21 protein-coding genes are annotated in these 21,160 nt (G+C 55.5%); 9 read left to right on the top strand and 12 right to left on the bottom strand.

The features are described 5' to 3' along the window. Window positions 1–108: 108 nt before the first annotated feature. Window positions 109–1,794 carry a long-chain-fatty-acid--CoA ligase FadD gene (fadD, locus tag KOSB73_RS19250; protein WP_004138515.1) on the top strand — a complete coding sequence of 562 codons (1,686 nt, stop codon included), beginning with the start codon at window positions 109–111 and terminating at the stop codon, window positions 1,792–1,794. A gap of 81 nt (window positions 1,795–1,875) precedes the next feature. Beyond that, entirely contained in the window at window positions 1,876–2,991 is a 1,116-nt protein-coding gene (gene rnd / locus KOSB73_RS19245) for a ribonuclease D (RefSeq protein WP_165775024.1), read from the top strand. A gap of 68 nt (window positions 2,992–3,059) precedes the next feature. Here rnd and minE read toward each other — a convergent pair whose 3' ends face one another. From minE to minC, 3 genes are read right to left on the bottom strand one after another with little or no spacing between them, the layout of a single operon-like run. Beyond that, window positions 3,060–3,329, bottom strand: a complete 270-nt coding sequence (gene minE / locus KOSB73_RS19240; protein ID WP_002910902.1) for a cell division topological specificity factor MinE — start codon at window positions 3,327–3,329, stop codon at window positions 3,060–3,062. A gap of 3 nt (window positions 3,330–3,332) precedes the next feature. Continuing rightward, window positions 3,333–4,145 carry a septum site-determining protein MinD gene (gene minD / locus KOSB73_RS19235; RefSeq protein ID WP_004121970.1) on the bottom strand — a complete coding sequence of 271 codons (813 nt, stop codon included), beginning with the start codon at window positions 4,143–4,145 and terminating at the stop codon, window positions 3,333–3,335. 23 nt (window positions 4,146–4,168) lie between these two features. Further along, entirely contained in the window at window positions 4,169–4,867 is a 699-nt protein-coding gene (gene minC, locus KOSB73_RS19230; protein WP_004138520.1) for a septum site-determining protein MinC, read from the bottom strand. A gap of 126 nt (window positions 4,868–4,993) precedes the next feature. Here minC and KOSB73_RS19225 point away from each other — a divergent pair, with 126 nt between their 5' ends. The 3 genes from KOSB73_RS19225 to KOSB73_RS19215 all read left to right on the top strand — a co-directional run bounded on the left by KOSB73_RS19225 (window position 4,994) and on the right by KOSB73_RS19215 (window position 6,492). Next, window positions 4,994–5,275: a YcgL domain-containing protein gene (locus KOSB73_RS19225; RefSeq protein WP_004138522.1), complete on the top strand. Its 282-nt coding sequence runs from the start codon at window positions 4,994–4,996 to the stop codon at window positions 5,273–5,275. Between the two features lie 16 nt (window positions 5,276–5,291). Next, a complete protein-coding gene (locus KOSB73_RS19220; protein WP_049131753.1) occupies window positions 5,292–5,951 on the top strand; it encodes a fumarylacetoacetate hydrolase family protein in 660 nt (219 codons plus the stop codon). Window positions 5,952–6,045: 94 nt separating this feature from the next. Further along, complete coding sequence (locus KOSB73_RS19215) at window positions 6,046–6,492, top strand: YcgN family cysteine cluster protein (protein ID WP_004121966.1); 447 nt, start codon at window positions 6,046–6,048, stop codon at window positions 6,490–6,492. Between the two features lie 8 nt (window positions 6,493–6,500). Here KOSB73_RS19215 and KOSB73_RS19210 read toward each other — a convergent pair whose 3' ends face one another. The 3 genes from KOSB73_RS19210 to nhaB form a co-directional block, all read right to left on the bottom strand. After that, on the bottom strand, window positions 6,501–6,845 hold the full coding sequence (locus KOSB73_RS19210; RefSeq protein ID WP_004138523.1) for a TehB family protein: 345 nt from the start codon (window positions 6,843–6,845) through the stop codon (window positions 6,501–6,503). A 117-nt stretch (window positions 6,846–6,962) separates the two neighbouring features. Beyond that, window positions 6,963–7,493: a disulfide bond formation protein DsbB gene (gene dsbB / locus KOSB73_RS19205; protein ID WP_004103253.1), complete on the bottom strand. Its 531-nt coding sequence runs from the start codon at window positions 7,491–7,493 to the stop codon at window positions 6,963–6,965. A gap of 130 nt (window positions 7,494–7,623) precedes the next feature. Further along, window positions 7,624–9,177, bottom strand: coding sequence for a sodium/proton antiporter NhaB (gene nhaB, locus KOSB73_RS19200; protein WP_064343402.1), 1,554 nt, complete (start codon window positions 9,175–9,177; stop codon window positions 7,624–7,626). A 245-nt stretch (window positions 9,178–9,422) separates the two neighbouring features. Here nhaB and fadR point away from each other — a divergent pair, with 245 nt between their 5' ends. Then, a complete protein-coding gene (gene fadR, locus KOSB73_RS19195) occupies window positions 9,423–10,142 on the top strand; it encodes a fatty acid metabolism transcriptional regulator FadR (protein WP_004121962.1) in 720 nt (239 codons plus the stop codon). A 59-nt stretch (window positions 10,143–10,201) separates the two neighbouring features. Here fadR and KOSB73_RS19190 read toward each other — a convergent pair whose 3' ends face one another. Beyond that, window positions 10,202–11,734 (bottom strand): SpoVR family protein, encoded by a 1,533-nt coding sequence (locus KOSB73_RS19190; RefSeq protein WP_004138526.1) that lies wholly within the window; start codon window positions 11,732–11,734, stop codon window positions 10,202–10,204. Between the two features lie 321 nt (window positions 11,735–12,055). Between KOSB73_RS19190 and KOSB73_RS19185 the strand changes: the two genes are divergently transcribed. Both KOSB73_RS19185 and dadX read left to right on the top strand, forming a co-directional pair. After that, window positions 12,056–13,354: a D-amino acid dehydrogenase gene (locus KOSB73_RS19185; protein WP_064342859.1), complete on the top strand. Its 1,299-nt coding sequence runs from the start codon at window positions 12,056–12,058 to the stop codon at window positions 13,352–13,354. Window positions 13,355–13,366: 12 nt separating this feature from the next. Further along, the gene (gene dadX / locus KOSB73_RS19180) at window positions 13,367–14,437 is read left to right on the top strand and encodes a catabolic alanine racemase DadX (RefSeq protein WP_049086310.1); all 1,071 of its coding nucleotides are present in this window, start codon (window positions 13,367–13,369) and stop codon (window positions 14,435–14,437) included. A gap of 16 nt (window positions 14,438–14,453) precedes the next feature. Here the strand turns inward: dadX and KOSB73_RS19175 are convergent, their stop codons facing one another. Both KOSB73_RS19175 and ldcA read right to left on the bottom strand, forming a co-directional pair. Then, window positions 14,454–16,187, bottom strand: a complete 1,734-nt coding sequence (locus KOSB73_RS19175) for a potassium/proton antiporter (RefSeq protein ID WP_049103515.1) — start codon at window positions 16,185–16,187, stop codon at window positions 14,454–14,456. Window positions 16,188–16,279: 92 nt separating this feature from the next. Beyond that, window positions 16,280–17,194, bottom strand: a complete 915-nt coding sequence (gene ldcA / locus KOSB73_RS19170; protein WP_049103517.1) for a muramoyltetrapeptide carboxypeptidase — start codon at window positions 17,192–17,194, stop codon at window positions 16,280–16,282. Between the two features lie 95 nt (window positions 17,195–17,289). On the opposite strand from ldcA, the gene emtA reads away from it, so the two are divergent. Beyond that, window positions 17,290–17,901 carry a membrane-bound lytic murein transglycosylase EmtA gene (emtA, locus tag KOSB73_RS19165; protein WP_009651970.1) on the top strand — a complete coding sequence of 204 codons (612 nt, stop codon included), beginning with the start codon at window positions 17,290–17,292 and terminating at the stop codon, window positions 17,899–17,901. Between the two features lie 56 nt (window positions 17,902–17,957). Here the strand turns inward: emtA and KOSB73_RS19160 are convergent, their stop codons facing one another. The 3 genes from KOSB73_RS19160 to KOSB73_RS19150 form a co-directional block, all read right to left on the bottom strand. Beyond that, window positions 17,958–18,179, bottom strand: a complete 222-nt coding sequence (locus tag KOSB73_RS19160; RefSeq protein ID WP_004138532.1) for a hypothetical protein — start codon at window positions 18,177–18,179, stop codon at window positions 17,958–17,960. 26 nt (window positions 18,180–18,205) lie between these two features. Further along, a complete protein-coding gene (locus tag KOSB73_RS19155) occupies window positions 18,206–19,057 on the bottom strand; it encodes a hypothetical protein (protein ID WP_004138533.1) in 852 nt (283 codons plus the stop codon). Between the two features lie 154 nt (window positions 19,058–19,211). After that, window positions 19,212–20,960 (bottom strand): alpha,alpha-trehalase, encoded by a 1,749-nt coding sequence (locus tag KOSB73_RS19150; protein WP_098140847.1) that lies wholly within the window; start codon window positions 20,958–20,960, stop codon window positions 19,212–19,214. Between the last annotated feature and the right edge of the window lie 200 nt (window positions 20,961–21,160).

Genomic DNA, 21,160 nt, shown 5'->3' with positions numbered 1-21,160 from the left:
TACAACGCCTAATTAATAAACTGGTACGCTGAGTTAATATAATGTTAACAGAATGTTTGTTGATCAGGGGCTGTGATGACGACGAATAACTATTTCAGAGGTGATGCAGTGAAAAAGGTTTGGCTAAACCGTTATCCCGCGGACGTTCCTGCGGAGATAAACCCTGACCGCTATCAATCCCTGGTTGAACTGTTTGAACATGCCGTCCGCCGCTATGCCGACCAACCGGCATTTATCAATATGGGCGAGGTGATGACCTACCGTAAGCTGGAGGAGCGCAGCCGGGCGTTTGCCGCTTACCTTCAGGAAGGTTTGGGTCTGCAAAAAGGCGACCGCGTCGCCCTGATGATGCCGAATCTGCTGCAATATCCGGTAGCGCTGTTTGGTATCCTGCGCGCGGGGATGATCGTGGTGAACGTCAATCCGCTCTACACCCCGCGCGAGCTGGAGCACCAGCTCAACGACAGCGGCGCCGCCGCCATCGTGATTGTCTCCAACTTCGCGCATACCCTGGAAAAGGTGGTCGATAAAACCCAGGTTAAGCACGTGATTTTAACCCGTATGGGCGATCAGCTTTCCCCGGCGAAAGGCACCGTGGTTAACTTTGTGGTGAAGTACATCAAACGGCTGGTGCCAAAATACCATCTGCCGGACGCCATCTCGTTTCGCAGCGCGCTGCAGCACGGCTACCGTATGCAGTACATCAAGCCGGAAATCGTCCCTCAGGATCTCGCTTTTCTCCAGTACACCGGCGGAACAACCGGCGTGGCGAAGGGAGCGATGCTGACGCATCGCAATATGCTGGCGAACCTTGAGCAGGTCAACGGCACCTACGGGCCGCTGCTGCATCGCGGCAAAGAGTTGGTCGTTACCGCGCTCCCGCTGTACCACATTTTTGCGCTGACCATGAACTGCCTGCTGTTTATCGAGCTGGGCGGGCAGAATCTGCTGATCACCAACCCGCGCGATATTCCAGGCCTGGTCAAAGAGCTGGCGAAATATCCCTTCACCGCGATGACCGGGGTCAACACCCTGTTTAACGCGCTGCTCAATAACAAAGAGTTTCAGCAGCTCGACTTCTCCTCCCTGCATCTCTCCGCCGGCGGCGGCATGCCGGTGCAGCAGGTGGTAGCCGAACGCTGGGTTAAGCTGACCGGGCAGTATCTGCTGGAAGGCTATGGCCTGACCGAGTGCGCGCCGCTGGTGAGCGTCAACCCGCACGATATTGATTATCATAGCGGCAGCATCGGCCTGCCGGTGCCCTCCACCGAAGCGAAGCTGGTGGATGACGACGATAATGAAGTACCGCCGGGGGAGCCGGGGGAGCTGTGCGTGAAAGGGCCGCAGGTGATGCTGGGATACTGGCAGCGTCCTGATGCCACCGCGGAAATTATTAAGGACGGCTGGCTGCATACTGGCGACATCGCGGTGATGGATGAAGAGGGCTTCCTGCGCATCGTCGACCGCAAAAAAGATATGATTCTTGTCTCGGGCTTCAACGTCTATCCGAATGAAATCGAAGATGTGGTGATGCAGCACGCCGGGGTTCAGGAAGTGGCCGCGGTCGGCGTGCCGTCCGGCAGCAGCGGTGAAGCGGTGAAAATTTTCGTGGTCAAGAAAGACCCGACGCTGACGGAAGAGATGCTGATTACCTTTTGCCGTCGCCAGCTAACCGGCTACAAGGTTCCGAAGCACGTTGAGTTTCGCGATGAGCTGCCGAAATCCAACGTTGGGAAAATTTTACGTCGAGAACTGCGTGACGAAGCCCGCGCTAAAGTAGACAATAAAGCCTGAGCTAAGAGTGAATCGCCAGACGCCGGCTAAGCCGGCGTTTTTTATGGGCGCAAGTTAAGAGAGTATGATTTGAACTATCAGATGATCACCACCAACGATGGCCTGCGCGCCGTCTGTGACGCGGCAAGCTCGGTTTCCGCCATTGCGCTGGATACGGAGTTTGTCCGTACTCGCACCTACTACCCGCAGCTCGGTTTGCTCCAGCTGTTCGACGGCAACCAGGTTTCGCTGATCGACCCGCTGGTCATCACCGACTGGCAACCGATGCGCGAACTGCTGCTGAATAAAGACGTGACCAAATTTCTGCACGCCGGTAGCGAGGATCTGGAAGTATTCCTTAATGCCTTTCATCTGATGCCGCAGCCGCTGATCGATACGCAAATTCTGGCCGCCTTTTGCGGTCGCCCGATGTCCTGGGGCTTTGCGTCGATGGTGGAAGAGTTTACCGGCGTGGCGCTGGATAAAAGTGAATCCCGTACCGACTGGCTGGCGCGTCCGCTAACCGAACGCCAGTGCATTTATGCCGCCGCCGATGTCTGGTACCTGCTGCCGATTGCCGGAAAGCTGATGGCTGAAACCGACAGCGCAGGCTGGCTCTCCGCTGCGCTGGATGAGTGTCAGCTGATGCAGCAGCGCCGCCAGGAGGTGCAGGATCCTGCCGAGGCGTGGCGCGATATCGGTAACGCCTGGCAGCTGCGCACTCGCCAGCTGGGCTGCCTGCAGCTGCTGGCGGACTGGCGTTTGCGTAAAGCGCGCGAGCGCGACCTGGCCGTCAACTTTGTCATTCGCGAAGAACATTTGTGGAACGTGGCGCGCTATATGCCCACCAGCCTGGGTGAACTTGATAGCCTGGGACTGTCGGGCAGCGAAATTCGTTTCCACGGCAAGACGCTGATCGGCCTCGTCGAGAAAGCGCAGGCGCTGCCGGAAGAGGCGCTGCCTGAGCCGCTGCAGAATCTGATCGATATGCCGGGCTACCGCAAGCTGTTTAAAGATATTAAAGCGCTTGTGCAGACCGTGAGCGCCGAGAAAGGCGTCAGCGCCGAGCTGCTGGCCTCAAGAAGGCAGATTAACCAGCTGCTGAACTGGCACTGGGGATTAAAAAGCGGCAACGGGCAGCCTGAGCTGGTATCCGGCTGGCGAGGCGCATTGATGGCCGATCGCCTGAATGCGCTATTAAGCGAATACCCGCGCTAACGTTTGGTCTGCAAAGTAACAAAAACCGGCTTCGCATCGCGACGCCGGTTTTTTTTATACCTTCAGGCTCAGGATTTCGACTCTTCAGTTTCCGGCAGGGTCACGTTCAGCTCCAGAATCGAAATATCACCGTCTCTCTGCTCAAGCTGCACGCTGACCATTTCCGGGTCGATTTGCACATATTTGCAAATCACTTCAAGAATGTCTTTACGCAGCTGCGGAAGATAGTGCGGCTCCGCGTCGCCGCGACGGCGCTCCGCGACGATGATTTGCAGGCGCTCTTTCGCAATGTTGGCCGTGTTCTTTTTCCGCGAGAGAAAAAAGTCGAGTAATGCCATAATTTATCCTCCGAACAGGCGTTTGAGGAAACCTTTCTTCTCTTCTTCTACGAAGCGGAAAGGACGTTCTTCTCCGAGCAGACGTTCAACGGTATCGGCATAGGCTTTGCCCGCGTCCGAGGTATCATCCAGAATAACCGGTTCGCCCTGGTTAGACGCGCGCAGCACGGACTGATCTTCCGGAATCACGCCCACCAGATTGATGCGCAGAATTTCCAGCACGTCTTCCATGCTCAGCATGTCGCCTTTGTTGACGCGTCCTGGGTTATAGCGGGTCAGCAGCAGATGCTCTTTAATCGGATCTTCACCTTTTTCCGCACGGCGGGATTTAGAGGCCAGGATGCCGAGGATACGGTCGGAGTCGCGAACGGAGGAGACTTCCGGGTTAGTGGTGATGATGGCTTCATCAGCGAAGTATAACGCCATCAGCGCACCGGTTTCGATGCCTGCAGGGGAGTCACAGACGATAAAATCAAAATCCATCTTTTTCAGTTCTTCGAGAACTTTGTCTACGCCTTCGCGGGTCAGGGCGTCTTTGTCACGCGTCTGGGAGGCCGGGAGGATATAGAGGTTCTCCGTGCGCTTGTCTTTGATAAGCGCCTGGTTCAGCGTGGCATCGCCCTGGATGACGTTGACGAAGTCATAAACGACCCGGCGTTCACAGCCCATGATCAAGTCAAGGTTACGCAGGCCGATATCGAAGTCGATAACGACCGTTTTCTTTCCCTTCTGGGCCAAACCAGTAGCGATGGCCGCGCTGGAGGTGGTCTTGCCAACGCCTCCTTTACCCGAAGTCACAACAATAATGCGTGCCATAGAAATTCCTTGTTAAAAAGGGATTAATTCAACGATTGAATCGTCAAAGCGCTGTCGTCTAAACGTAGACGCGCCGCTTTGCCATAAAATTCGGCCGGAATGTTATCACTCAGCCAGTATTCCCCGGCGATGGAAACCAGTTCCGCCGAGAGGTTGGTACAAAATATTTGGGCGTCTCTGTCGCCGCCAGCGCCGGCAAGCGCACGTCCCCGCATCATGCCATATACATGGATGTTACCATCGGCAATAAGTTCAGCCCCGGCACTCACATGGTTTGTAACAATTAGATCACAGTGTGGCGCATAAATACGCTGACCGGAACGTACCGGCTGATCAATCAAACGCGTTTTTGTGATCTGATTAACAACTGGCGGCGACGCGACGGGTTCTGGCGGGGCCTGACGGGTGGTTTTTTCTTTCCCTTCGGTTAATAACGGGATCCCGGCGCGGTCAATTTCGGTTTTCAGCCGAGGAAGTTTACATCCGCTTACGCCCATAATACGCAGTCCGGTGGCCGCAATAGCTTCATGGAGAGGGCGCCAGTCGACGTCATCTTCAATGCTGCTGATATTCACCACCACGGGGGCATGACGTAAAAAGGCGGGAGCCTGGGCGATTTTGTCTTCTAACGCCTGACGAATAACCTCGGGATTTGCATCGTGCAAATGAACCACAGATAAGGTGAAGCTACTGCCCTTAAGTTCGATTGGCGTATTTGACATCCTGGCCTTACTCAATTTGCTGTTTATCACTCGCTGAAGTGCGGTGATATTCCGAAGACTAAAAGGCATGTTATAGTCACTCATATATAGAGGCAAGTGACCGCAGGTCTAATTCCGAGTAAAACTATGTTTTGTGTGATCTATCGAAGTACTAAACGTGAGCAAACCTATTTATATGTCGAAAAAAAGGACGATTTCTCCCGCGTTCCTGATGAATTAATGTATAGCTTCGGTACGCCTAAACTGGCAATGATTCTGCCGCTTGATGGACGAAAAAAACTCATTCACGCCGATTTGGATAAAGTGAAGCAGGCGCTGGCCGATCAGGGCTATTACCTTCAACTCCCTCCGCCATCTGAAAATTTACTCAAGAAACACCTGGCGGAACAGGGGAATAAATCTGATTAACCCACAGAGGTAAAAAATGTACCAACATCATAACTGGCAGGGTGCGCTACTGGATTATCCGGTAAGCAAAGTGGTTTGCGTGGGCAGCAACTATGCAAAACACATTAAGGAGATGGGCAGTGCGACGCCGGAAGAGCCGGTGCTGTTTATTAAACCTGAGACGGCGCTATGCGACATCCGCCAGCCGTTGGTGCTGCCTGAGGGCCTGGGTTCGGTGCACCATGAAGTTGAGCTGGCGGTGCTGATTGGCGGCACGTTGCGTCAGGCGACCGAAGATCACGTGCTTAAAGCCATCGCCGGCTATGGCGTGGCGCTGGACCTCACTCTGCGCGATCTGCAGGGTAAACTGAAAAAGGCCGGTCAGCCGTGGGAAAAGGCGAAAGGCTTTGATAACGCCTGTCCGATTTCCGGGTTTATTCCCGCCGCCGAATTTCACGGCGACGCGCAGAATACGCCGCTGAGCCTGAAGGTGAACGGCGAAGTGCGCCAGCATGGCACCACGGCCGACATGATCCATAAAATTGTGCCGCTGATCGCCTATATGTCGCGCTTCTTCACCCTGAAAGCCGGTGACGTGGTGCTGACCGGTACCCCGGAAGGCGTGGGGCCGCTCGCCAGCGGCGACGAGCTGGAAGTGGGGTTTAACGGCTTATCGCTGACCACCCGCGTGCTGTAACGACCTCTTGCCGCCATCTCCGGGCGGCAAAACTTGCAACGGCGTGCCAGACTGGTTATAAGGTGCACCCTGAATTGCAATGACGGACATCCCAATGAGCGAACAACCTTTCTGGCAACAAAAAACACTGGATGAAATGAGCGATGCGGAGTGGGAATCACTTTGCGACGGCTGCGGACAGTGCTGCCTGCATAAGCTGATGGATGAGGATACCGACGAAATCTATTTTACCAACGTCGCCTGCCGTCAGCTCAATATCAAAACCTGCCAGTGCCGTAACTATGAGCGCCGCTTCGAATATGAGCCGGACTGCATTAAGCTAACCCGCGACAATCTGCCTACGTTTGAATGGCTGCCGCCGACCTGCGCCTATCGTCTGCTGGCGGAAGGTCAGCCGCTGCCGCACTGGCATCCGCTGTTAACCGGTTCGAAGGCGGCGATGCATGGCGAACGCATCTCGGTTCGCCATATTGCGGTGAAAGAAGCCACCGTGGTTGACTGGCAGGATCATATCCTGAATAAACCAGACTGGGCGCAGTAGGCGCTCAGTTAGCTTTTCTTCGCGTGGAACAGCCCGCTTTCACCGTCGGCGTCGTCCGCAACCCAAAAGTTAATATTGAACTGCGCGTCGTCGCTGAGCTCAATGCGGTGCCAGTACTGCGGCGGGCTGGTCGCGAACTGCCCGGCGTTGATAACAACCTTTGCCTCAGGTTCTGTCGCCTGTTCATCGGCGAAACCATAGTAGGTTACCGTGCCTTCCATCACGCAAAGCTGGCCGAAAACACCCGCAGCGGTGTTGTGGTGCGTCAGTAGAGCGGCAGGGACGTTCTGTTTGGTAAAGAATGGGGTGGAGCGTTTTACCTTCCAGCTAGCGGGAATACGCAAATGAGACATGATGTGCTCCTCAGTTAACATTTATAAGATGCATTTAATATGTATCTTTATGGCAACAACGTCAACGCGCAGGCAAAAAAAAACGCTCCCGGAGGAGCGCATTATCAGCAATGGTTCTTAGCGACCAAACAGATCGCGCTTTTTAGGTTTAAACGGCTGAGCGATAAGCACCAGTACACCGACCACCAGATAGGCGGCGAAGATGCCAACCAGCCACTGCGGCATTTCCAGCGTCAGGAATTCCCACTGGCGTACGGAGCAGTCACCGGTAGCGACAAACACCTGAGGCAGCCATTTATCCAGCGGCAGCCACGTTGGGAAACGAGCGGCGAAATCGCAGGTCTGGAAAGGGGAAGGGTGAAGCTGAATCATGGTGTGTTCCCATGACAGCTGCAGCCCGCGTAGGGCGCTGTAGAGCCAAATCACAATCGCGACATAGCGCAGAGGGGTTTTTGGCGCAATGGCGCCGACGATACCGGCGCCCATCACGCCAAATAGCGCGCAGCGCTCGTAAATACACAGTACGCACGGCTGCAGCAGCATCACGTGCTGGAACCATAACGCCACCAATTCAAGAATAAACGCGGTTAGCGCCATCAGGAGCCAGGCACCGCGTCCCCTTGAGCACTGGTTTAAATATCGCAACATAATCATTTCCCTGGAACATGCTAAATCATGGCAGTGTAAACGAAAACCGTAGCGACGCCAGCAGCTAGTCTGAAAATATTACGTAAACGAATATGGAATGCCCGGCGTTTTGAGCCGGGCATGGATGATTTTATTTCAGCAGCTGCGGCGTCACCAGCCAACCGTGCTCCAGCATCCACTGGGTAGCCGGCATCAGGGTAAACTCGACGCAGGCCAGGCCGACGAGGGTCAGGACGAGGGTATACGGCAGCGCCATCCACACCATCCGGCCATAGGAGAGGCGAATCAGCGGAGCCAGCGCGGAAGTCAGCAGGAACAGAAACGCGGCCTGGCCGTTCGGCGTGGCGACCGATGGCAAGTTGGTGCCGGTATTGATCGCCACCGCCAGCAGCTCGAACTGCGGCAAACTGATGGTTCCCTGCTCCAGAGCGGACTTGACCTCGTTGATATAGACGGTGCCGACGAAGACGTTATCCGAAATCGACGACAGCAGGCCGTTAAACAGGTAAAACAGCGACAGCTGGGCGTGCGGCGAGGCCTGGAGAACGAATTCGATCACCGGCGCAAACAGGTGCTGATCGATAATCACCGCCACAACGGCGAAAAAGACCGTCAGCAGCGCGGTAAACGGCAGCGCTTCGGTAAACGCTTTGCCGATGGCGTGTTCATCGGTGACCCCGGAAAACGTGGTCGCCAGAATGATGACCGACAGGCCAATCAGACCGACTTCCGCAAGGTGCAGCGCCAGGGCGATGATTAGCCAAACGCCGATAATCCCCTGGGCGATAAGACGCAGGCGATCCTGTCGGCTGCGGCTCTGGCGGCTACGATCGTCAAAATCCTGCAGCACTTTACGCACGGTTGGCGGCAGCGGTTCGCCGTAGCCAAACAGGCGGAATTTCTCCAGCAGCAGGCAGGTGAGCAGGCCGCAGACCAGCACCGGCAAGCTTACCGGCAGCATGCGCATGAAGAATTCGCCGAAGTGCCAGCCCGCGGCTTTGGCGATAATCAGGTTCTGCGGTTCGCCAACCATCGTCATCACGCCGCCGAGCGCGGTGCCGACCCCGGCGTGCATCATCAGGCTGCGCAGGAAGCCGCGAAACTGCTCCAGGACATCGCGATAGTGCTGCTCGATATGGCTGTCGTCGAGCACATCGTCATCGTCCGGCCGCGCCGAAGCGACTTTGTGATAAATACCGTAGAAACCCACGGCGACGCTAATCACGACCGCGACAACGGTCAGCGCGTCGAGAAATGCGGAAAGAAAGGCGGAAGCGACGCAAAACGCCAGCGACAGCAGCATCTTGCTGCGGATGCCGAGCAGCAAACGGGTGAAGATGAACAGCAGCAGCTGCTTCATGAAATAGATCCCCGCCACCATAAACATCAGCAGCAGCAGGACTTCAAGGTTAGCGGCAACTTCCGCCCGGATATGCCCGGGCGTGGTCATCCCGATAAACACCGCTTCGATCGCCAGCAGACCGCCCGGCAGCAGCGGATAACATTTGAGCGCCATCGCCAGGGTGAAAATAAATTCGATAACCAGCAGCCACCCGGCAATAAACGGATGAAGATAAAAGACCAGCGGATTAACGATTAAGAAAATGATGAGAGTGAGTTTGTACCAGTCCGGGGACTGACCAAGAAAGTTGCGCCACAGGGCGCGGCCATACGACATTTCCACGACAGACATCCTTTCTCCGCCAAATTCTGAAACATGATTTTATGCGTAACTATACGCAAGATTACCAGTTGCGCAAAATGGGGCGCAACTTTCTTCGCATCACATTCTTTAGCAACAGAAAGTGTGAAATGAAAAGTTGAAAATGAAACGGCGATCCCTTTTTAATTACTTTCTGGCGCTATCTGCCTTTTGGCCGCTCTGGTATGATGAGTCGAATAGCAACGCTGTGTAATGGAAATCTTATTATGGTCATTAAGGCGCAAAGCCCTGCGGGTTTCGCTGAAGAGTACATCATTGAAAGTATCTGGAATAACCGCTTTCCTCCTGGTTCAATTCTTCCCGCTGAACGTGAACTTTCTGAACTGATTGGTGTTACCCGTACAACCTTACGTGAAGTGTTGCAGCGTCTGGCGCGCGATGGCTGGTTAACCATTCAGCACGGTAAGCCTACCAAGGTGAACAACTTCTGGGAAACTTCAGGCCTGAATATTCTCGAAACCCTGGCGCGTCTCGATCATGACAGCGTACCGCAGCTGATTGATAATCTGCTGTCCGTACGTACCAATATTTCGACGATTTTTATCCGTACCGCTTTCCGCCAGCATCCTGACAAGGCGCTGGAAGTTCTGGCGAGCGCGCGTGAAATTGAAGACCACGCCGACGCTTTTGCCGAACTCGATTATAACATTTTCCGCGGTCTGGCCTTTGCTTCAGGTAATCCCATCTACGGCCTGATCCTCAATGGAATGAAAGGTTTATACACCCGGATTGGCCGTCACTATTTTGCCAACCCGGAAGCGCGTAGCCTGGCGCTCGGCTTCTATCACCAGCTGGCGAAGGTATGTGAAGAAAAGCTTCATGAACAGGTTTATGAAATCGTGCGCCGCTACGGGCATGACAGCGGTGAGATTTGGCACCGTATGCAGAAGAATTTGCCGGGTGACCTGGCGATTAATATGCGCTAGACCCCGCCAACGAATAAAAAACGCCCGGTGCTATCACCGGGCGTTTTGCTTTTCACGCGCTATAGCGGATTGGGCCGCGGCGGCGTACGTTCCAGCAGCTCAACGCTACCATCGGCGTTTTGCTGCTCAAGAAGAACGTCAAACCCCCACAGGCGGTGGACGTGCTTAAGCACCTCGCGACGGCCTTTATCCAGCGGCACACGGTTATGCGGAACGTAGCGCAGGGTGAGCGAGCGGTCGCCGCGCAGGTCAACGTTCCATACCTGAATATTCGGCTCGAGGTTGCTCAGGTTGTACTGCGCTGAAAGCTTCGAACGAATCTCACGATATCCTTCTTCATTATGAATAGCGGATATTTCCAGATAGTTATTGTGATCGTCATCGAGCACGGTAAAGAAGCGGAAATCGCGCATGATTTTCGGCGACAGGAACTGGCTGATAAAGCTCTCATCTTTGAAGTCGCGCATCGCGAAGTGCAGCGTTTCGAGCCAGTCTGAACCGGCAATATCCGGGAACCAGTATCTATCCTCTTCCGTCGGCGACTGACAAATACGTTTAATATCCTGGAACATGGCGAAACCCAGCGCGTAGGGGTTAATGCCGCTGTACCACTGGCTGTTATAGGGCGGCTGGAACACCACGTTGGTGTGGCTGTGCAGAAACTCCAGCATAAAGCGCTCGGTCACTTTTCCTTCGTCATAAAGATGATTAAGGATGGTGTAATGCCAGAAGGTCGCCCAGCCTTCGTTCATGACCTGAGTCTGCTTCTGCGGATAAAAATACTGGCTGACCTTGCGCACGATACGCAGGATTTCACGCTGCCAGGGTTCCAGCAGCGGCGCGTTTTTCTCCATAAAATAGAGCAGATTTTCCTGCGGCTCTGAAGGATAGCGGCGCGCCGCTTCAATCGTCTTTTCCTCTTCGCGCTTCGGCAGGGTGCGCCACAGCATATTCACCTGACTCTGGAGATACTCTTCCCGGCTTTTTTGCCGCGCCTTCTCCTCCTGCAGGGAGATTTTCTGCGGACGTTTATAGCGGTCAACGCCGTAGTTCATCAAGGCGTGGCAGGAGTCGAGCAGCTTCTCGACTTCATCTACGCCATAGCGCTCTTCACATTCGGTGATGTATTTCCGCGCGAAGATGAGATAGTCGATGATTGAACTGGCGTCGGTCCAGCTGCGAAAGAGGTAGTTATTTTTGAAAAACGAGTTATGCCCGTAGCAGGCGTGCGCCATGACCAGCGCCTGCATGGTGATGGTGTTCTCTTCCATCAAATAGGCGATACAGGGGTTGGAGTTAATGACGATTTCATAAGCCAGCCCCTGTTGACCGTGCTTATAGGCCTGTTCGGTCTCAATGAATTTTTTACCGAACGACCAGTGCGGATAGTTAATCGGCATCCCGACGCTGGAGTAGGCATCCATCATCTGTTCGGATGTAATGACTTCGATTTGGTGCGGATAGGTGTCAAGACGATACAGCTTCGCCACCCGGTCGACTTCTGCCAGATAGGTCTCCAGCAGCTCAAAAGTCCAGTCGGGTCCATCGCTTAAACGGGTTGTGTCCTTGTTCATGGAATCAATCGTAGCCATTAGCGCGCCCTCGTTGTTGATGGTTCTCTCTGTACGGAAAACCTCTTAACAAGCATAGAACACGGCGTCGCAAACTGCGTCCATCCGCATTTTCTTTTCTTCGCGATTTCACCATTTGAAACGCGATATTCCACGATTTAAACAGAATTTTATTCTGTAGAAAAATGAGGCGCAGCAGGAGATGGTAAACCGACGGGGGCTGCGCTGGCGCAGAACCCTGTGAGATAAGTCACCATAAATAAAGCGTATGTTGAATAATATTTTCATCTGAGTTATCAATTTGTAATCAGATGATTGTTCTTTAACGATTACGGAGCCGCTATGCGCGTCGTCATACTGGGAAGTGGGGTAGTAGGAGTCGCTAGCGCCTGGTACTTAAGCCAGGCAGGACATGAAGTGACGGTTATCGATCGTCAGCCGGGGCCGGCCGAAGAGACCAGCGCCGCTAACGCCGGGCAGATCTCTCCCGGCTATGCCGCGCCGTGGGCGGCGCCGGGCGTACCCTTGAAGGCGATTAAGTGGATGTTCCAGCGCCACGCGCCGCTGGCCATCGGGCTGGATGGCACCCCGTTCCAGCTGAAATGGATGTGGCAGATGCTGCGCAACTGCGACACTCGCCACTATATGGAAAATAAAGGACGCATGGTGCGCCTGGCGGAGTACAGCCGCGACTGCCTGAAGGCGCTGCGCGAGAGTACCGGTATCCAATATGAAGGTCGGCAGGGCGGCACGCTGCAGCTTTTCCGCACCGACAAGCAGTTCGAAAACGCCACCCGCGATATCGCGGTGCTGCAGGAGGCGGGCGTGCCTTACCAACTGCTGGAGGCGAATCGCCTGCTGGAAGTTGAACCGGCGCTGGCTGAAGTGAGCCACAAGCTGACGGGCGGTTTACGTTTACCCAATGATGAAACCGGCGACTGTCAGCTCTTCACCACCCGTCTGGCCCGCATGGCGGAACAGGCGGGCGTGACCTTCCGTTTTAATACCCCCGTCGATGAACTGCTCTATGAAGGGGATCTCATCTCCGGCGTGAAGTGCGGCGCTGAAATCATTAAAGCGGACGCGTACGTGATGGCATTCGGTTCCTATTCGACGGCCATGCTGAAAGGGCTGGTGGACATTCCGGTCTACCCTCTGAAAGGCTATTCGCTGACCATTCCGATCGCGGAAGAGGACGGCGCGCCGGTATCGACTATCCTTGATGAAACGTACAAAATCGCCATCACCCGCTTTGATCGTCGGATTCGCGTTGGCGGAATGGCGGAAATTGTCGGTTTTAATAAAGAACTGCTGCAGCCGCGGCGTGAAACCCTGGAGATGGTGGTGCGCGATCTGTTCCCGCGCGGCGGCCACGTTGAACAGGCGACCTTCTGGACCGGACTGCGTCCAATGACCCCGGACGGTACGCCGGTGGTGGGGCGTACGACGTATAAAAATCTGTGGCTGAATACCGGCCACGGTACGCTGGGATGGACCATGGCCTGCGGTTCAGGGCAGCTGATTAGCGACCTGATCTCCGGACGCACGCCGGCGATCCCGTATGACGATCTTGCCGTCGCCCGCTACGGTCGCGGCTTTACGCCGGCCCGCGCTCAGCATCTGCATGGCGTTCACAATTAACAAGGAGCTTTCATGTCTCGTCCTGTAAAGGCCAGCATTGATATGTCAGCCTTACGCCAGAATCAACAAATTGTTCGCCGCGCGGCGCCCGCTTCGCGCCTGTGGGCGGTGGTCAAAGCCAATGCTTATGGCCACGGCCTGGCGAGAGTCTGGAACGCGCTTAGCGCCGCGGACGGTTTCGCGATGCTCAATCTTGAAGAGGCGATCCTGCTGCGCGAGTTGGGCTGGAAAGGGCCGATACTGATGCTGGAAGGCTTTTTCCACGCCGATGAGCTGGCCCTGTTTGATAAGTACCGTTTGACCACCAGCGTGCACAGTAACTGGCAAATCAAGGCGCTCCAGCAGGCGAAGCTGCACGCGCCGCTCGATATCTACGTCAAGGTGAATAGCGGGATGAATCGGCTGGGTTTTATGCCGGATCGTCTGCACATCGTCTGGCAGCAGCTGCGATCGCTGCATAACGTCAGTGAAATGACGTTAATGTCGCATTTTGCCGAAGCGGAAAACCCGGACGGCATCGTGGAGCCGATGCGGCGTATTGAGCAGGCGGCGGAAGGGCTGGATTGCCCGCGCTCGCTGGCGAATTCGGCGGCCACCCTGTGGCATCCGGAGTCGCATTTTAACTGGGTGAGGCCGGGGATCGTGCTGTACGGCGCTTCGCCTTCCGGCCTGTGGCAGGATGTGGCCAACACCGGACTGAAACCGGTGATGACGTTAAGCAGCGAAATTATTGCCGTGCAGAACCTGAAAGCCGGGGAAGCGGTCGGCTACGGCGCGACCTGGCGTACGGCGGAGGAGCGGCGCATCGGCATCGTTGCCTGCGGCTACGCCGATGGTTACCCGCGTCTGGCGCCGAGCGGTACGCCGGTGCTGGTTGACGGCGTTCGCACCGCGACGGTAGGGCGCATCTCGATGGATATGCTGGCGGTGGATTTGACTCCCTGCCCGCAGGCAGGGATCGGCGCGCCGGTCGAGCTGTGGGGCAAAGAGATTAAAATCGACGATGTCGCATCCGCCTGCGGCACCGTCGGGTATGAGTTAATGTGCGCGCTGGCGCCGCGCGTACCGGTTGTGACGGTGTAACTTGTCGTGGGGCGGGTTACTCCGCCTCATCTCCCGCCATTCGTACGCCCACCCTCAGGACATGATCCTCTTCTTTTTCCGCCACCGTCCACACCATGCCGGCAAATTCCACCTGGTCGCCGACGACCGGCGCGGCGCCCAACAGCTGCTGCACGACATCACCCAGCGACTGCTGGCGATCGCGGAACTCCTCACCGCCATCGATGCCGTAAATCTGCGCGACGTCGGCGAACTTGGCATTGGCGTCGAGGATAAAATCACCAAAGAAGCGCTGATCGAGCGCGACCGGCGGCGACTGGCTGAACAGTTTACCCAGCGCGGGTAAATCGCGCTCGCGGCCGATAACGCAGAGAATATCGCCCTCCAGCAGTCGGGTGCTGCCGGTAGGGTGCAGCAGAACGTTGTCGCGAAACAGCGCGGCAATCCGCGTTTCCGGCGGCATATGCAGGTCGCGCAGCGCCGCGCCGACGCACCATTTTTCGGCGCTAAGCTGGTAAACGAACTGCTCCCACGGGTTTTCCGGGTGAATATCCAGCCCGACGCGGGAGATGGGCGATCCGATCGGCGGCACCACCACTTTGGCTTTCTTCGCCGCCCAGGAGAGCGACGTTCCCTGCAACAGCAGCGACACCAGCACCACGAAGAAGGCCACGTTAAAGAACAACCGCGCATTGTCCAGACCGGCCATCATCGGAAATACGGCGAGAATAATCGGTACCGCGCCGCGCAGGCCAACCCAGCTGATAAATATCCGTTCGCGCAGGTTAAAGCCGCGAAACGGCAGCAGACCGGCAAATACCGACAGCGGACGGGCGATAAAGATCATCCACATCGACAGAATGAGCGCCGGGATAGCGATAGGCCACAGGTCTGACGGCGTGACCAGCAGGCCGAGCACCAGGAACATGGCGATCTGCGCCAGCCACGCCAGGCCGTCGAAGTTTTGCAGAATACCGTGGCGGTTGCGAATCGGCCGGTTGCCGAGCAGGAAACCGCACAGGTAGACCGCGAGGATGCCGCTGCCGTCCAGCGAAGTGGTCGCGGCAAAAATCATGATCCCGCCGCTCAGCGCCAGCAGCGGGTAAAGCCCGGCCGGCAGCACAATGCGATTAATCATCTGCAGCAGCAGATAGCCGCCGCCGAGACCGATAGCGATACCCAGGCCGAATTGCTGCACGATATGCACCGCAAACATCCAGCTCAGGCCGGTCTCATGTTGCTGAATCATCTCGATAAGGGTGATGGTCAGGAACACCGCCATCGGGTCGTTGCTGCCGGATTCAATTTCCAGCGTCGAGCCGACGCGTTCATTCAGTCCTTTACCGCCGAGCAGAGAGAACACCGCCGCGGCATCAGTCGAGCCGACGATAGCGCCGATCAGCATTCCTTCGATCAGGTTGAGATGAAACAGCCAGGCCGCCATCACTCCGGTCAGGGCCGAGGTGATCAGCACCCCTACCGTAGCGAGCGACAGCGCGGGCCACAGCGCCACGCGAAAGGAGCTGGCCTGAGTGCGCATCCCGCCGTCAAGCAGGATAACCGCCAGCGCCAGGTTGCTCACCATATAAGCGAAAGGGTAGTTGTCGAACGGAATGCCGCCGATACCGTCAATCCCCGCCAGCATCCCAATGGCGAGGAAGATAACCAGGATCGGGATGCCGAGGCGTGAGGAAAAGGAACTTAATAAAATACTACAGGTTACTAAAACAGAACCCAGGATAAACAGACTGATGACCGCAGCGGCGTCCAATGTTGACGTACTCCTTACCGGCGTGAAGATAAATTAAAAACTACACCATTTTAACAATCTGACGCCGATCGGGATATGCGTTAGAGGAATTTTTATTCTGCCAGAACCGGGTGGCCGCTGATGCTTAACGTGGTGATGGACGCGTTGTTGACCAGCAATGCTCTGGCGCCAAACGGCAGGGTGACCGTGCGCTGTTCGTGACCAAAATCCAGACCGCTGATGACCGGAATGTTAAGCTGCTGGCGAAGGTAGTCGTATACCATCGGCAGATCGTAACCGGCATCGTAGTCGCTGGCGTTTGCGCCGGTAAAACTGCCGAGGATAATTGCCCGCTGGCGCGCCAGAATACCGCTGTTAAGCAGCTGCAATAGCATTCGTTCAACGCGGAACGGGTGTTCGTTAATATCTTCCACCACCAGAATTCCGTCGCTAATCTGCGGCATCCACGGGGTGCCGATAAGCGAGGTCAGCATCGCCAGGTTGCCGCCCCACAGCGTACCGTCGGCGCGGCAGTCCGGGCCTTCGCCGTGCCATTCGAGGGTAAACGCCGGGTCGCGCAGCGCCTGCCAGAAATGGTGTTCAGTAAATTCGTTCAGCGTTTCCGCGCCGAAGTTTCCCGCCAGCATCGGTCCGCTAAAAGTGATTATGCTACCCTTTGCCAGCAGGCCCATCTGAACGGCGGTGAAATCGCTGTGGCCGCAAATAAGCAGCGGATCCTGCTGCTGGCGGGCGATCAGCGCCTGCCAGTCAATGTGCGGCAGTAGGCGAGTCGCGCCGTAGCCGCCGCGTACCGCCAGCACGATACGGTTTTTGCCGTCGAGGGCGGCGAGCTGGTTGATGTCGCCAAGGCGTTCATTCTCAGTTCCGGCAAACCGCAGCGCCCGGCGGGGAATGACCTGCTGGTGCGCGACCTGATGCCCGGCCTCCTGCAGACGCTGTACGCCGCGGTACGCCGCCTCCTGGTTGATGCAGTAACCGGAAGGGGCGATGAGATAAAACTGAGACATGACAATTCCTTGCTAAGAATGAAAGGGTTATCATGCCGCCTGGAGCGTTTATTGTCATCTCCGTGCGGCAAACTTCAGCCAATAAGGATAGATGTGTGAAATTGAGATGGTGTGTTTTTTTATGTGTATTGTTGGCCGGTTGTAGTTCAAAACACGATTATCGTAACCCGCCGTGGAATCCGGAAGTCCCGGTTAAGCGGGCGATGCAGTGGATGCCAATCAGCGAAAAAGCCGGTGCGGCATGGGGCGTTGACCCGCAGCTGATTACCGCGATCATCGCCATTGAATCCGGCGGCAACCCGACGGTGGTCAGCAAATCCGGCGCGGTTGGCCTGATGCAGCTGAAACCCTCGACCTCCGGTCGCGATGTTTACCGGCGGATGGGCTGGAGCGGAGATCCTTCGGTGAGCGAGCTGAAAAATCCCGAGCGTAATATATCCATGGGGGCCGCTTATTTAAGCATTCTCGAAAACGGTCCGCTGGCGGGAATTAAAGACCCGCAGGTGATGCGCTACGCGGTGGTGGTCTCCTATGCTAACGGCGCAGGCGCGCTGCTGCGGACGTTCTCGTCCAATCGCCAGGATGCGATCGAGGAGATTAACGATATGGACGCCGATGATTTCTTTGAGCATGTAGTGAAGAAACACCCGGCTCCGCAGGCGCCGCGCTATATCTGGAAGCTGCAAAAAGCGCTGGACGCGATGTAGGGCATCATTTTACCCCGCGGACCAGGCGTTGTGCGGGGTAAACTCTTCAGGTATTCCTAATCCTCCGTGCGAAGCGAAGAGATATAGCTTACCGGAGCAATCAAATCTTTATATTCCCGATAGCTTTCCGGGAGAGAATCGACACCGTTTACCGTAAGACAGAGCATGGCCGTGGCGCCATCCATTTTATCGCTATTTAGCGCCAGTGCCCCTCGCAAGAAATCGATGCAGGCATGGGCGCCGTTATACGAGATATCGTTGTTATCCAGTCGAAGCATTTTGCTTATAGCGTCTCACCCGATGGTTAATCAAGCCGTTGCACAGAAAATGGATAATTTATCGATTTGATGATTTCCCGGTATTCGCGATAGCGCTCGGGGAGCAGGCTGGTTTTGCCGATAGCGACGCAATAATCAGCCGTTTCATCGGTTATCTGTTCCTTATCGGCGACAAGAGTATTCTTTAATTTATCAACATAACTACGAAGAATATTAATCGAGATACCTTCCCGGTCCAGCCGGGTAACATTTAAGGTGATGAGTAACATTAACAGCCACCACAGACCGGAAACGACAAACATCGCAAGCCAGCTAAATACGCTGAAATTAAGCAGAGCGTTATTAGCGAATAACGTTTTCCAGCCTAATATGGCGATTAAAAACAATGAAGGAACGGCAACTAATATCATGTTCCACGTTTGTTGCGTAGGGCTTAGCATCAGGCCCGCGCAGCGGGTATCCGTAGACCAGTGATTTTTCTGGGCGACGTAAAGTTCAAGGGGTAAATTCTGGTTGCCGGGTTTTGGTGAAGAAAAGTGGTTAAAGAGGATTTTTTCTACGCACGTCATTTTACACTCCGCGTACTGCTGATTCGCGCGCAGCTCGATACCCTGGGCTGAATGAATGATGGTGACGTAATTTTTCCTTAATAGTCTAAACGTAGCCAACTGAATAATACCGGTCGCTTTATCATGCAGCCAGGCTAAAAATGAGGGGGGGATGGAATAGGGGGGCGGTATCGGCGTGCCTTTCTCAGTAGGGCGAGTCATCGATATAATGATATTGGCCACGATATATATAACCGTGGTGGATAAAACGTGATAGCCCATAAAGGATAATGGATGTAAATCGGAGATAAAACTGACGACTGCATTCACTTTTTATTCCTTGTGCCAGTCATAACAGGCGTTTCCCGGGAGAGGTCTTCCCGAGTGCCAGAGTAGTATTTTTAATTAGCCGACTCAAGATAAGCGTAAAAATATAACCATATGGAGAAAATAGATGCGCGGCGGAGACCCGCCGCGCGAAGGTTTACTGCGCGACTTTTTTATCCCCTGGCGCAATAGAATTATTGGCCGCGGGTTGAGCCGCGTTATCTGTCGCCTTACTGGTATCGTCATTCGCCGCCGGGCGGGTGGCCGGAACCGAATCACAGGGTTTCTCTTTCGGACACACCAGGTCCAGCATCTTCAGGGTGACCCCGTTAGTCCAGCCAAATCCGTCCTGTAACGGATACTCGCCGCCGCCGCCACCGGTTCCCGTCGAGCTGACGTCATATTTTTCCACCAGCTTCTGTTCGCTGTTGTAGGTATGCTGAACATTGCTGAGGAAACGCCAGCTCACCTCCATCGCTATTTTCTGTTGACCATATTTTTGCAGGCCTTCCGCGGCGACCCACTGCAGCGGCGCCCAGCCGTTTGGCGCATCCCACTGCTGGCCGCTATTGACGGTCGTGGTGGTCAGGCCCCCCGGTTTGAGCAGGCGCGCTTCGGTCGCGGCGGCGACTTTAGCGGCGCGCTCGCTGGAGGCGGCGTTGACGTACAGCGGGAACAGCGCCGCGGCGGTCAGCTGATTGCGCACCTTATGACTTTTCAGATCGTAATCGGCGTACCAGCCCTCTTTATCGTTCCACAGGTATTTCTCCAGCGCTTTCTGTCGGGCGTTGGCCAACGCGTCATACTGCGCGGCTTTCGCGCTATCGCCAGCGGCTTTACTGGCGCGGGCGATGGCTTTTTCCATGTGGAACATCAGCGAGTTGAGGTCGACCGGAACAATCGAGGTGGTGCGGATGGTGCCGAGCTGCTGCGGGTTATCCATCCAGCGGGAGCTGAAGTCCCAGCCGGATGCCGCGGCGGAGCGCAGATCGCGGTAGATTTCAGTGGCCGGGCGGTTGGGATTGTTTTTGGCGGTGGTGACATCGTCCAGCCAGGATTCCGGACGCGGCGTGTCGTTATCGTCCCAGTAGCGGTTCAGCAGCGAGCCATCGGCCATACGCACCACGCGCTTACTGGCGCCGCCGGGCTCAAGCGCTTCGGCGCCATCCATCCAGTACTGGTACTCTTTCTCCATCTGCGGCAGCCATTTTTTGAGCGCCTCATCGCCATCGTGCGTGGCCAGCAGTTCGACCATAAACGGGAAGAACGGCGGCTGCGAGCGGCTCAGATAGTAGGTGCGGTTGCCGTTGGGAATATGCCCCCAGGCGTCGATTTCTGCGGCAAAGTTGGTCACCATATCTTCAATTTTATCCCAGTGGCCGCTCTCCGCGAGTCCTAGCATTGTGAAGTAGCTATCCCAGTAATAGACTTCACGAAAGCGTCCGCCGGGCACCACGTAGGGTTTTGGCAGCGGCAACAGTGAATCCCACTTTTCCACCTCGACGGTGCTGCGGGTCAGCACCGGCCATAAACCGTTGATATGCTGGCGCAGCGTTTGTCCTTTTGGCGGAACGTACTGGTCGTTTTCGCGAGGCAGGGTAAAGTTGAGCTCGACGAAGTGCCGCAAATCAAAACTGGTCTGACTTTTCTGCATACGATAATCGGCCAGGATCATCAGCGGGTCGCCGTTCGGGATGGCGTCGGCAAACGTTTTCTGGTCGGAAAAAAGCTTTGCGCTTTGCACATCGTTAAATAGCGGACCGAGCAGAATATCGGGTGATTGCGGGATTGGGAGGGTTTCTTCAGCCTGAGCCGTCAGCGTCGCCAGGGCGACAAACGCGCCCCCGAGCGCGAGACGAAGAGCATAGGGCAGGGTGGCGGGGCGACGGGAAACGGGACTCGTCATAGGTTGTTCTCCTTATCATTGCAGACTATGTGCCACTGCATTCGGCCATCAGAAAACCTTAGACGAATATCCGCCGCTGCGCGTGTCGAAGCTAACATTTTGCAGCAAAACAGAGAAATTACCTGCCTCAGAAGACCCCCGGCCGGCCATCTCCTGAACAGTACAATATTATAATCTTAATTATATAAAACCAGGCTATT

Source organism: Klebsiella grimontii, from assembly GCF_900200035.1.
GTDB lineage: Bacteria > Pseudomonadota > Gammaproteobacteria > Enterobacterales > Enterobacteriaceae > Klebsiella > Klebsiella grimontii.
This window is presented reverse-complemented; position numbering and strand designations above follow the sequence as displayed.

What these genes read in the sequence shown, in the direction of transcription:
- rnd (WP_165775024.1), top strand. Translation starts at nt 1,876, where the DNA reads ATGATCACCACCAACGATGGCCTGCGCGCCGTCTGTGACGCGGCAAGC.
- minE (WP_002910902.1), bottom strand. Translation starts at nt 3,329, where the DNA reads ATGGCATTACTCGACTTTTTTCTCTCGCGGAAAAAGAACACGGCCAAC.
- minD (WP_004121970.1), bottom strand. Translation starts at nt 4,145, where the DNA reads ATGGCACGCATTATTGTTGTGACTTCGGGTAAAGGAGGCGTTGGCAAG.
- minC (WP_004138520.1), bottom strand. Translation starts at nt 4,867, where the DNA reads ATGTCAAATACGCCAATCGAACTTAAGGGCAGTAGCTTCACCTTATCT.
- KOSB73_RS19225 (WP_004138522.1), top strand. Translation starts at nt 4,994, where the DNA reads ATGTTTTGTGTGATCTATCGAAGTACTAAACGTGAGCAAACCTATTTA.
- KOSB73_RS19220 (WP_049131753.1), top strand. Translation starts at nt 5,292, where the DNA reads ATGTACCAACATCATAACTGGCAGGGTGCGCTACTGGATTATCCGGTA.
- KOSB73_RS19215 (WP_004121966.1), top strand. Translation starts at nt 6,046, where the DNA reads ATGAGCGAACAACCTTTCTGGCAACAAAAAACACTGGATGAAATGAGC.
- KOSB73_RS19210 (WP_004138523.1), bottom strand. Translation starts at nt 6,845, where the DNA reads ATGTCTCATTTGCGTATTCCCGCTAGCTGGAAGGTAAAACGCTCCACC.
- dsbB (WP_004103253.1), bottom strand. Translation starts at nt 7,493, where the DNA reads ATGTTGCGATATTTAAACCAGTGCTCAAGGGGACGCGGTGCCTGGCTC.
- fadR (WP_004121962.1), top strand. Translation starts at nt 9,423, where the DNA reads ATGGTCATTAAGGCGCAAAGCCCTGCGGGTTTCGCTGAAGAGTACATC.
- KOSB73_RS19190 (WP_004138526.1), bottom strand. Translation starts at nt 11,734, where the DNA reads ATGGCTACGATTGATTCCATGAACAAGGACACAACCCGTTTAAGCGAT.
- KOSB73_RS19185 (WP_064342859.1), top strand. Translation starts at nt 12,056, where the DNA reads ATGCGCGTCGTCATACTGGGAAGTGGGGTAGTAGGAGTCGCTAGCGCC.
- dadX (WP_049086310.1), top strand. Translation starts at nt 13,367, where the DNA reads ATGTCTCGTCCTGTAAAGGCCAGCATTGATATGTCAGCCTTACGCCAG.
- ldcA (WP_049103517.1), bottom strand. Translation starts at nt 17,194, where the DNA reads ATGTCTCAGTTTTATCTCATCGCCCCTTCCGGTTACTGCATCAACCAG.
- KOSB73_RS19160 (WP_004138532.1), bottom strand. Translation starts at nt 18,179, where the DNA reads ATGCTTCGACTGGATAACAACGATATCTCGTATAACGGCGCCCATGCC.
- KOSB73_RS19150 (WP_098140847.1), bottom strand. Translation starts at nt 20,960, where the DNA reads ATGACGAGTCCCGTTTCCCGTCGCCCCGCCACCCTGCCCTATGCTCTT.